General features: G+C 60.7%; 6 protein-coding genes. 2 read left to right on the top strand and 4 right to left on the bottom strand.

Features of this window, described 5'->3' with window-relative positions; translation table 11 throughout:
* Positions 1-354 precede the first annotated feature (354 nt).
* Positions 355-1,344, bottom strand: coding sequence for a LysR family transcriptional regulator (locus VOM14_RS31200; protein WP_327632559.1), 990 nt, complete (start codon positions 1,342-1,344; stop codon positions 355-357).
* Between the two features lie 155 nt (positions 1,345-1,499).
* On the opposite strand from VOM14_RS31200, the gene VOM14_RS31195 reads away from it, so the two are divergent.
* The gene (locus VOM14_RS31195; protein WP_327632558.1) at positions 1,500-2,564 is read left to right on the top strand and encodes an Ldh family oxidoreductase; all 1,065 of its coding nucleotides are present in this window, start codon (positions 1,500-1,502) and stop codon (positions 2,562-2,564) included.
* 57 nt (positions 2,565-2,621) lie between these two features.
* Here VOM14_RS31195 and VOM14_RS31190 read toward each other — a convergent pair whose 3' ends face one another.
* The 3 genes from VOM14_RS31190 to VOM14_RS31180 all read right to left on the bottom strand — a co-directional run bounded on the left by VOM14_RS31190 (position 2,622) and on the right by VOM14_RS31180 (position 7,685).
* Positions 2,622-3,974, bottom strand: coding sequence for an MFS transporter (locus VOM14_RS31190; RefSeq protein WP_327632557.1), 1,353 nt, complete (start codon positions 3,972-3,974; stop codon positions 2,622-2,624).
* Positions 3,975-4,532: 558 nt separating this feature from the next.
* On the bottom strand, positions 4,533-5,483 hold the full coding sequence (locus tag VOM14_RS31185; protein WP_327632556.1) for an ATP-binding response regulator: 951 nt from the start codon (positions 5,481-5,483) through the stop codon (positions 4,533-4,535).
* Positions 5,484-6,026: 543 nt separating this feature from the next.
* Entirely contained in the window at positions 6,027-7,685 is a 1,659-nt protein-coding gene (locus tag VOM14_RS31180; RefSeq protein ID WP_442955615.1) for a phospholipase C, read from the bottom strand.
* Between the two features lie 514 nt (positions 7,686-8,199).
* Here VOM14_RS31180 and VOM14_RS31175 point away from each other — a divergent pair.
* Positions 8,200-10,845, top strand: a complete 2,646-nt coding sequence (locus tag VOM14_RS31175) for a bifunctional YncE family protein/alkaline phosphatase family protein (protein ID WP_327632555.1) — start codon at positions 8,200-8,202, stop codon at positions 10,843-10,845.
* Positions 10,846-10,863 lie beyond the last annotated feature (18 nt).

Here is a 10,863-nt window from a genome sequence, read left to right as displayed (position 1 = left end):
GGTATTGGCGTACAACCTGAAGCGCGTCATGAAGATACTTGGGGTTGCCGGGACAATAAAGGCGATGAGAAGAGGTGAAACCTAAGGCCCCGAGGGGCTTTTTTGCGCTTGATACCTTACGCTAGCGTGCGCCCGATTCGCCAAGATCGATCGATCGGGCTGGCGAACTCGCTCGCAGCCACCGAAAAGCAGTTTCCACACGCCCTCGGCCGTCTCGTGCCAATGCGGTGCCGCCCGTCGCAGTGCGGGCGGCACTTTGGCACATGAAAAGAATGCGGACGCTGCCCCTCGTTACTCTCGTTACTCTCGTTACTTTCGTTACTCTCGTTACTCCCGTTCCCCTGATTACTCTGGTTAAGGAACCGGGAAACGCGCTCTCGCGACCGTCATGTCGCCGACCTGGCATTGCGCGGCGATTGCGAGGAGGATGGCGACAAATTCGTTCATCACTTGCGAAGTGCCTTCGTCTTTTCGCGTAATGACGCTGTAGTTCGACATGGTCCGCCGTATAGGGACGTTCAGATAGCCTAGAAGGCCATGATTGACGTACTTGTTCATCGCTGCCTGCGGTTGAAGAGAGATCATGTCGGTGGCCTGCAGCAACTCCAGCGTCGAAAAAATCGAGGGCGTTTCCACGATGCCCACCGGCGCGACCATGCCGGCCGCCGCGAACGTCTCTTCAAATAGCTGCCGCATGGCGGTCCCTTGCGGATACAAGATCCACGGCCACTCGCCGAGGTCGGTGATCTCCATGCGCCGCTGCTTCAGCAACGGATGATGCCGCCCGGCGACCACACGCGCCGGCTCCGCCAGCAGATCGACCATATGGAAAAGCGCTTCGTGTCGGGGGTCGGTCGGGCGCCCGACCATCACATCGAGACGCCTTTCCTCAAGCCATGTTGCAAGCTGATCGCTGCTTTGCTCGACCAGCTTGATGATGAGTCTCGGGCGTCGGCGCTGGATCTCCTTGATCGCCTCGGTGACGAGTTGCGCGGCGGAAGCCGGAATGAAGCCTACCGTCAGATGACCATAGCCGCCATTCTTCAGTGTGGCGAACTCGCTGGAGAATTTGCCCAGATCGGACAGCGTCGTGCTGGCGTAGCGCACGGACAGCGTACCGAGATCGGTCGGTTTCATTTCGCGCGGTAGCCGTTCGAAGAGCGCCGCACCGAACATCGCCTCGAGGTCGCTCAGGATCTTCGTCGCGGCCGGCTGCGTGATGTGCATCTGCTCCGCCGCGATGCGGAGATTGCGCGTACGTCCGAGCAGTTCGAGCAACTGGAGATGCCTGAAGCGCAGCCTTGTCAGCACTTGGGTAACGGAGACGGTGGAGTTCTGCGACATAGGCGTTAGCACATCCCGACTCATAACCAGATGGAATCGATTTTACCCAATTCGCAATTGGACGCTTATCAAAAGCTCAATGGACAATCTGGAGCGCATCCGGCCTTTATGCGCCCGATAGTCTTCGAACAATTACTCTCACTGACGCGATCACGATGAATACACAAGTCCGATACTGCGCCGACGAACTGCAAGGCTTCGCCCAGCGTCTGCTGCTCAGGGCCGGAATGGAGGACGTCAAGGCGCTAGCAGTCGCCCGTACGCTGGTAGACGGCGACCTGATGGGACATGACACGCACGGCCTCGCGCTGCTGCCCGCTTATATCGGTGAGATCGAGAAGGCCGCGATGACCTGCGTTGGCGAGCCTGAGGTCGTGTCAGACCGGGGCGCCAGCCTGTTGTGGGATGGCCGGCGTCTTCCGGGGCCGTGGCTGGTTCTCAGCGGCATCGAAACACTGGCGCCGAGGGCGAGGGAATATGGCAGCGCGACGTTGGTGATCCGGAGGAGCCACCACATCGCTTGCCTTGCCAGTTATCTGGCAAAAGCCACTGCCGACGGATTCATGATCGTGCTCAGCAGTTCCGACCCGGCGGTGCAAAGCGTGGCCCCTCACGGCGGCACGCGGTCCGTATTTACACCTAATCCGATCGCAGCGGGCATTCCAACCTCGGGCACGCCGTTTCTGATCGATATCTCTTCATCGACCGTGACGAACGGCATGACCGCGCGCCGGCATAAAGCAGGACAACTCTTCGAGGAAGCATGCTTCCTCGATGCGGATGGGCAGCCGAGCCGCGATCCCGGCGTGCTCTCTGCCGAGCCGCCGGGATCGATCCTGCCGATTGGCGGCATGACGTGGGGACATAAGGGCTTCGGGCTGGCGTTGCTGATCGAGGCGCTGACGGGAGGTCTGGCAGCCCACGGTCGAGCCGATCCCGCCGATGGATGGGGCGCCACCGTGTTTCTGTCGCTATACGATCCAGCGGCTTTTGGCGGTCTCGCCGCGCTCGTGCGGCAGATGGACTGGCTCGGCGAGGCATGCCGGGATAATCCGCCCCGCCCCGGAACGGCAGGTGTGCGGATGCCGGGCGATCGCGGCCTGAGCCTCAAGCGCGAACAACTGCGCGATGGAGTCGCACTGCACCCGAGCATCGCCCCGGCACTTCAAGCGTGCGCGCAGCGTTATGACATCGAGCTTCCTGCCGCACTACCTGAGTGATCGTTGCTGAGCGGAGCGAGAGCCCAGACTCTCGCTCGCGGCAGCATTCTCTTGCCGCTACGCGTCGCGGGTAAGCGCGGCCGGCGGAATCGGGCCGCGTACGAGCAGCCAATAACCGATCACCGCGACAGTGGCAACGCCCGCCCCGACGAACAGCGCGGGGTGGAACGAGCTGGTCTGCTGCACGATGAAGCCCGTGACCACCGGTGCCAGCGCGCCCCCGAAGTAGCCTCCGAAATTCTGCATGGCGCCGATGGACGCGGTGCAATTGGCAGGCGCGGCCACGGACGCCGTCGCCCAGGCGGCACTGCTCGAGACATACAGCAGCAACATCGAGATCGAGATAAATACGACCGCCATTGTCGCGCTGTGCGTGAGGCCAGTCAGTACCGTGAACACGGCGACACCGACAAGCGACGCCGCCATCGGGTACTTCCGGCTGTTGATCGCCGACACTCCTCGACGGGCGAGAACGTCGCAGATCTTTCCGCCAGAAAGACTGCCCACCACGCCGAAGAGATAGGGAACCGCCGACACCCATCCCGACTTCGCAATGGTCAAGTGAAATTCCATTTGCAGATACGTCGGCAACCACGCGTTGTACAGCCACAAGACGTAGATCGTGCCGAAGAATCCCAGCAGCATGCCCCACGTAGTGCTGAACTCGAACAGACGGCGCCACTCGCGCCAGGTCGGACGGCTCTGGACGTCCCCATCGAAGTCAGACAGATAGGCGCGCTCCCGCTGCGTCAAGTCGACCTGATGCGGGTCGCGATGCACGAGATAGAAACACAGTGCCACGCCGAGGCCCGCGATGCCCATGATGCCGAACATCCATCGCCATCCCACCGTCAACATGACGACCGTGAGCAAAGGCGCCGATATGGCGGTGCCAAGCGTCGAAGAACTGTTCCAGATGCCGGTCGCGGCGCCACGCTCTTTCTTGCCGAACCAGTCGCGAACGACTTTGGCGCTCGTGGGAAATTGCGGCGCCTCCCCTATTCCCAGCACCATGCGAGCGGCGAAGAACTGGCCGAAGCTGCTCACGACGCCGCCGAATGCTTGCGCCACCGACCATGTCGCGAGGCTCACGGCTAGCATGACCCGCGCGCCGAAGCGATCGACGAACGCGCCCGCGGGCAGTTGCGCAAACGCATAAGCCCATAGAAACGCCGAAAGCAGCAGACCCATTTCCGCGACCGAAAGTCCCAGATCGTGCCGGATCAGCGGGTTCGCGATAGACAAGGTTGCGCGATCAATGTAGTTGATGACCCCGCTCAGGAGAAGCAGAGCAAGCGCGGTCCGCTGAATTCGCCGAACCCTTGGCGAAGCCTGTCCGCTGGAAGCGATGTTCTGAGCGCCGCTGGCGTCCGGCTCCGACACACTCGGCGCCGTGGAGGATTGTTCCATGGGTAAGTCTCCTGAGTTTTTTGTTCTATCGGCGAGGCCATTTTCTCGATCCGAACGCGCGCATTGCCACATCGGACAACGCACGATAGGTCCGCATCCGTTAGAAATCCAATCAAATTTCCTCGTGAAGCAATTCCATTTGTTTATCGCCACATAGGGGCAAACCCCCGCGGCACCACATGGCCGCCATGAAGCGATCAAAGCAAGGATCGGCGATCAACCGGAGACGGTCGGGTCGCGGCGCAAACTCGCAGCTATCGAGTCGCCTCGGTGGCGACGCGGCTCATCGCGTATCGTGTCGAGCCGCCGGACAGCGGCAAGTCTTCTGATTCGGGGAGCGGCGGTCAAACGGCTGTTCTCGAACGCGTCGCCGTCGCATAGGTGGCGACATTGCAGCCGCGACGAGTGACGCGTTGGGGCCGCGCACTGCCGCATGCGACCGGCGTACGAAGCCTGAGCGTCGAGACCTCGGGAGGCCGCTCGTCGATGAGCGATTTCGATAGCCGCCTGCAAAGGTGCGACGGCCGTCCCTCTATCCAGGACATGGCGTCGTCGCTTTTACGTCGGCCCGATTTTCAGCATCCTTCTCAGGGACGCGATCAACACCGGCCTCTCCAGATGATGATCGAAGCCGGCGCCCCGCGCGACGATCTTGTCGTGCGACTGACACGGACCGCTCACCGCGATGTATAACGCCCGCTCATCCGGATGCAACGCGCGCAGTTGCCGCGCGAGGGCATGGCCGTCCAGACCGGGCAGATCGGTACGAATCAAGATCGCATCCGGGTGCTGGCCTTTTGCGCTCGCCAACGCGGACGGTCCGTCGTGACACAGCACGACCGTGTATCTCTCTGCCTGAAGCGCTGCCCAAAGTTCTGCCCAAAGTGCTGCGTCGCCCTCTTCGGCAGGATCGACCACGAGGATGCGCCGCGAGGCCGCCGTCCGGTCGGTGTGCGGTCCGGCGGCGCGTGCATCGTCCTGCTGCTGCAAAGGCAGCGAGACTGTGAAAGTGCTGCCCATGCCTCGCCCCGCACTTTTTGCCGTGACATGCCCGTTGTGCAGCGCGACGATACTCTTCACGAGCGCGAGGCCCAGACCAAGCCCACCTTCGCCACGGTCGGGCGTCCGCTCGGCCTGACTGAAGAGTTCGAATACGTGCGGCAGCAAGCTCGCGTCCATGCCGATGCCGTTGTCCGCGACGCCGATCTCTATCTGCTCGTCGCGCACCCGTGCCGTTAGGGCGATGCGTCCGCCTTGCTGGGTATATTTCGCAGCATTGTTGAGCAGGTTGGTCAGTACCTGGATCAGCCGGCTACGGTCGCCCAGCACTATAAGCGTGTCGTCCTCGATGTCGAGCGTCAGCGCCTGCCCACGCGCCTCGATCAACGGACGCGATTGCTCCACTGCGCTCGTCACGAGGGAGGCCACGCTCACCTCGTGCTTGTCGATCGACACCAGTCCCTTGGTGACGCGAGAGACATCCATCAGGTCGTTGACCAGGTGCGACATGTGCTTCACCTGGCGCTCGATGATCTCGCTGGAACGTTTGATGTTCTCGGGATTAGCTCCCGCAGGCATTCTTTGGCGAGGTCCTGGGAGAGAGAACGGCAATCCTCGAACCTGGACGCAGATGTGATCGCCGTGGCGAAGCTGACCGATGCGCAGGGGTTCAGCAATGCGTAGTTGGGCGGGAGAGCGTTAGTACGGCGTCGTCAACAGACGTAAGGGGATGGGGGCGTGTTCGAAGCAAGGGCTTACCCGGAATTACAAGAGACAGGCACGCTACTGGCGATCGAGTGGCCACCAGTGTCCGACTGTAAGCGAGTAGTCGGGCGCGTTCAACGCCAGCGCGGGCTCATCACCCGGTTCTGCCCGCCGGCTGAACGCGCTGTCGATAAACCATCTGACACGACTGCTATTTGCCTCGTTGTTCGCATGCCTTCCAGCCAGGGAAGGCATGCGAACGTTCAAACTTGCCACTCACAATGAAATGCCGAGTCGTCATCTTTTCCGGCGAGGGCCACCGATCGCGGCGACAGCCTCGCCCCGATGTCAGCTCCCCGGAGGCGTTTCGACAGCCAGGCCGGTCTGCGGATCGAGAAAGAGCTTGCGTTGATGGCGGCCAACGCCTCGGCGATTGAAATCGAACATGCCCATGATACTGCCCGCCTTCGCGTCGAATGAGCCGCCGCCAATACGCTGTCCGTCAAGCCAGTTATCTTCGACGAAGCGAACTACCGACGACTGATCGATCGGCGTATGGTCGACATAGTTCTCCTTCGCCCACGGCGAGATCACGACAAACGGGATGCGTGTGCCCGGGCCGCAGCGGCCATTCACGGGTTTGCCCTTCACGCCATTGTCCGCGGCGCCCGTGCCGCAAATTCCCTGGCCATTCAACTGATCGGCAGTCGCATCGTACGACGCGCTCGTCGGCAACGCATACGCGTGGTCGTACCAACCGTCGGAGTCGTCCCAGGCCGCAATCACGGCCGTTTCGTCCCAGCCCTTCTGCTGCTGAAGGAAGTTGACCACCTTCGTGACGAACGCCTGCTCGTCGAGCGGATCTGAGTACCCGGCGTGACCGTCCTGATAGGCCGGTGCCTTGAGGAAGCTCACTGCGGGGAAATTGCCCGCACTGACCGCGTCGAAGAAGTCGTCGGTATCGTACTGGTGATTGGCAGGGTCCGGCGTCAGGCCATCGTTCTTCATGCTGTGCCCGATCGCCGAGACCTCGCTCGGACGATAGTGCTTCGGATTCGCCGTCGACGCGTAGTACTGGAACCAGTTATGGTGCGGAATATAGTCAGCCGTGGCCGAACCGACGACCGTGGACAGCGTGCTGCGCTTGCAGCCGGTCGTGCCATTGGGGTTCACCGTCGCGAGGTTGAAACCGCCCATGAAGCCGCCCCACGAGATATTGCGCGCGTTCAGCAAGTCGCCAATATTCTTGCCAGTCATCCGGGCGGTATCTGTCGTGCTCGAACAGGCGTCGTGGGCTGGGTCGACGTCATTGATCATCGTGAAGCCGCCCTGCCCGTCATTCACATAGTACGAGCCCGCGGCCGAAGGCTGCTTCGTTGTGAGCACAACCTTCATACCGTTGGTTTGCCCTGAAACCACTTCGAGCGCACCCGGTGTCGACGGTCCATAAGTCGAGGTATAGGCGTTGTCGCTCATGGTGAATCGTTGCGCGTAATTCCACAGCGCAGTGACCGTGTTGCCGTCGAAGTAGCCCATTACCTGGCCGGTCGTGCCAAAAGCACCCGCGCCGCCACTCGATTCCTTGCCCGTGTACTTCGGGAAGAGATCGGCAACGCCATTGTCGTAAGCTTGCTGCTCTGCCGTATAAGCGTGATTCTGGTCAGCCGTGGCCGCCTGCGTACGGTCGAGACGGAACGGATTAGTCGCGCCTGCTCCGTTGCGCGGATTGGTGAAATTCGGATTGCGGGTAAGCAACGTGTCGGAAAGACCGTTTACCTCAGGGGTGCCAGGCAGTGCGTTGAATGCGGGCTCTCCGGGAGGGTTGGTCGCATGGGGATAGGTTGCGAAGTAATGATCGAACGAGACATTTTCGCCGTAGATCACAACCAGGTGTTTGATCGGAGTAGCCGTATGCACATCTCCCTGCCGGCCTGGGTCATGCTGATTACCAGCACTCCAGGCAACTGTAGACGCGAATGCTGCAGCCGCGAACGAACCGAGTGCCATCTGACGCCATTCCATATGTCGCTCCTATCTGGATTCGTATTGCCGGTATGGCCGCGGCGCCCCATGCGCAGAGGCAATCACATTCGCGTCATGTCGCTGACGCCCTTCGACTACGGGAAGCGACGCGCCAATGGGTTCGGGAAAGCGGCCTCATTAGAGCATCGACGTATGAATGCACAGCGTCATATTCCTTACGAAATATTTTCGCCGCAACGCTCGTCTTGCTGCACCCGATTCTGGACACATGGGGCGGCACCGGCAGATTTTGCACGCAACAATTGCAATCCTTTCCTCGCTCCGACCACAAATTACCGATCCATAGTCCACCGAAGCAATAATACTCTGACACAGATACTTCACTCCCCTGACACGCGCAAACGATAAATTCCCCATGCCGGAAACAGGAGCGCTCAGCACAAGCAGCTCCAAACGTCACGGCAACAGAAGAGATTCGAGAGCACAGCATGGTCCAGGACCGGGCACCTCGGCTTTATACGTCGTCAGGAGATGAAAAATGAAAAAACGCGGCATCTTCCAGTCTCACATTGCGTTCGGATTACTTACCAGCTCCATGGTTTTCACGGCCGTTCAAGCCGTTGCAGAACCTCAAAGCAACATGGAACTGCTTCCGACCGGTCAGTTCATCTCCCCGAAAGCCATTCCGGGCGCGGTCCAGCAGTTGCTTAATCCGCAGCTCGTGGCCAAGCCGACTCAAGTGATCAGCGGTGCCATCAAGTCTCAACTCAGCCCCGACGGCAATACGCTGGCCGTGATCACCGCTGGCTACAACACCGTCTACACGGGTACAAACAACAGCACGCTGGACACGGCTGACTCCACCCAGTACATCCTCCTGTTCGACGTGTCGGGCGCGAATAAAGCCAACCCGAAGCTGGCACAAGTCATTCACCAGAACAACGCCTTTGATGGTCTCGCCTGGAACGGTAACGAAACTCTGTACGGCACCGGCGGCGCTGACGACAAGGTGTATGTGTACAGCCGCGCCTCGGCCGCGCCGGCGGCCAATTGGGTTCAAACCACAGCCATCGCGCTGAATCACACCAAAGGTATCGGTTCGGGCGTAAAACCGAATGCCGGTGGACTGGCTGTCTCCGCCGACGGCCGAACCCTCGTCGTGGCCAACAACTACAACGATTCGATCTCCGTCATCAACACGACCTCGAACACGCTCGTGTCGGAATACGATCTGCGTCCGTTCAATACGTCGGGCCAACAAGGCGTCGCCGGTGGAGAGTACCCGTGGGCGGTTTCCCTGAAAGCCGACGGCACCGCGTTCATCTCGTCGGTGCGTGACCGCGAAGTTGTGGTACTGAACCTGGCGAATCCCGCCGCGCCGCAATTCATCACGCGCATCCCCGTGAAGGGCAACGCCTACGGCATGACCCTCTCACCTGATCAGTCGAAGCTCTACGTCGCAGTGTCGAACGCCGATCAGATCGCCGTCGTCGATACTGCGAGCCATAAGGTCGAAAAGACAATCAACATCGCCAGACACAACGGCGATGGCGATGACGAGGGCCGCGGCAACACCAGGAAGTACAGCGGCCGGGATACTGTCAACGTCACCGTTTCAAAGGACGGCAAGACCTTGTACGCGGTCAACAACGGCGACAACTCCATCGCTGTCGTCTCGCTTACCAGCGAGAACGGCTACCCTGTCCGGGGGATGATTCCGACCGCCTATGCGCCGAAGGACATTACGCTGAGCGCCGATGGCTCGCAGATGTACATCATCAACGGCAAATCGGTCACCGGCCCGAACCCGCTCTACACATCGGGTACCTCGGCCCAGTATCAGTTCGGTCTGGAGAAGAGCAGCCTCGTCAGTGCTCCGGTCCCCACGGGCGACGCGCTCGAGCGCCTGACCACCCAGGTCAACGAAAACAATCACTATTCGGTGAAGGAATCGGACAGCGATCGCGAGACGATGAAATTCCTGCGTGCTCACATCAGGCACGTGATCTACGTCGTGAAGGAAAATCGCACGTTCGACCAGATACTCGGCGACCTCGGCAACGGCTCGAATGGCGATCCGACTGTCACGATGTACGGCAAGGCGACTACGCCGAATTTCCACAACATCGCCAGCAACTTCGTCACGCTCGACAACTTCACCGACCCGGGCGACGGTTCGATGGACGGCTGGTCGTGGGTGCAGCACGCGCACGTCACGCCAACCGAGGAGGTGTCGCAGCAGGAGAACTACGCTGGCGTGAGCCGCGGCATGTCGTACGAGTCCGAGGGCAGCAACCGCGGTCTGCCGGTGGGCCTCGCCAGCACCGCCATGCGCGACTTCGCCACCAACGGCAATTTCACGAGCGCGACGTCGGCGTTGCCGGGCGGCACGGCCAATGCGCTGCCCGGTATCGCCGACGTATCGGTTCCGGATGCCCCGTTTGGCTATCAAAAGGCGAGCATTTACGATGCGGTGCTGCAAGCCGGCGGTGCCGTCCGCAATTACGGCGGCATGGTCAACAACGTTGGCTCGATCGGTACGATCGCCAGCCCGCTGCTCACTCCGTTTGCTTCCAACATCGTCCAGGCTCACTCGCTCAAGCCGTCGCTCGTCAATCTGACTGACCCGTACTACCGCGGCTTCGACCAGGCCTATCCGGACACCTTCCGCGAACTCGAATGGAACCGCGAGTTCCAGCAGTACGTCGCAGACGTTCAGCTCCCTTCGTTTGAACTCGTCCGCATGGGCTCCGACCACACCGGGAGCTATGCCCAGAATGTCGGTCAGATGGGTTCGGCTGAACAGGAAGAGGCGGATAACGACTTCGCGGTGGGCAAGCTGATCGAAACCGTCGCACACAGCCCGTATGCGAGGGACACGCTGATCGTGGTGGTCGAAGATGACTCGCAAGCCGGTTCCGATCACGTCGACTCCCACCGCTCGACTGCTTATGTCGTCGGCCCCTACGTCAAAAAGCACTCCGTTATCAGTACCGCGTACAGCCAGGTCAACGCGCTTCGCACCATGGAAGACGTGCTCGGTACCGAGCACATCAACCTGAACACAGCGTATGCGCGGGAGATACGGTCAAGTCTGGTGTATGAGCGGTTGATAGCCGGCGACGTCAGGCGGCGAGTTTCTGCTGACCGGGTTGATCGTCTTGCACCGGTTCGCCGTCCCTGAAGGCAATGCCTTCCAGCA

This window comes from Paraburkholderia sp. MPAMCS5 (assembly GCF_036016995.1).
Lineage (GTDB): Bacteria > Pseudomonadota > Gammaproteobacteria > Burkholderiales > Burkholderiaceae > Paraburkholderia.
This window is presented reverse-complemented; position numbering and strand designations above follow the sequence as displayed.

What these genes read in the sequence shown, in the direction of transcription:
- VOM14_RS31200 (WP_327632559.1), bottom strand. Translation starts at nt 1,344, where the DNA reads ATGTCGCAGAACTCCACCGTCTCCGTTACCCAAGTGCTGACAAGGCTG.
- VOM14_RS31180 (WP_442955615.1), bottom strand. Translation starts at nt 7,685, where the DNA reads ATGGCACTCGGTTCGTTCGCGGCTGCAGCATTCGCGTCTACAGTTGCC.
- VOM14_RS31190 (WP_327632557.1), bottom strand. Translation starts at nt 3,974, where the DNA reads ATGGAACAATCCTCCACGGCGCCGAGTGTGTCGGAGCCGGACGCCAGC.
- VOM14_RS31195 (WP_327632558.1), top strand. Translation starts at nt 1,500, where the DNA reads ATGAATACACAAGTCCGATACTGCGCCGACGAACTGCAAGGCTTCGCC.
- VOM14_RS31185 (WP_327632556.1), bottom strand. Translation starts at nt 5,483, where the DNA reads ATGTCGCACCTGGTCAACGACCTGATGGATGTCTCTCGCGTCACCAAG.
- VOM14_RS31175 (WP_327632555.1), top strand. Translation starts at nt 8,200, where the DNA reads ATGAAAAAACGCGGCATCTTCCAGTCTCACATTGCGTTCGGATTACTT.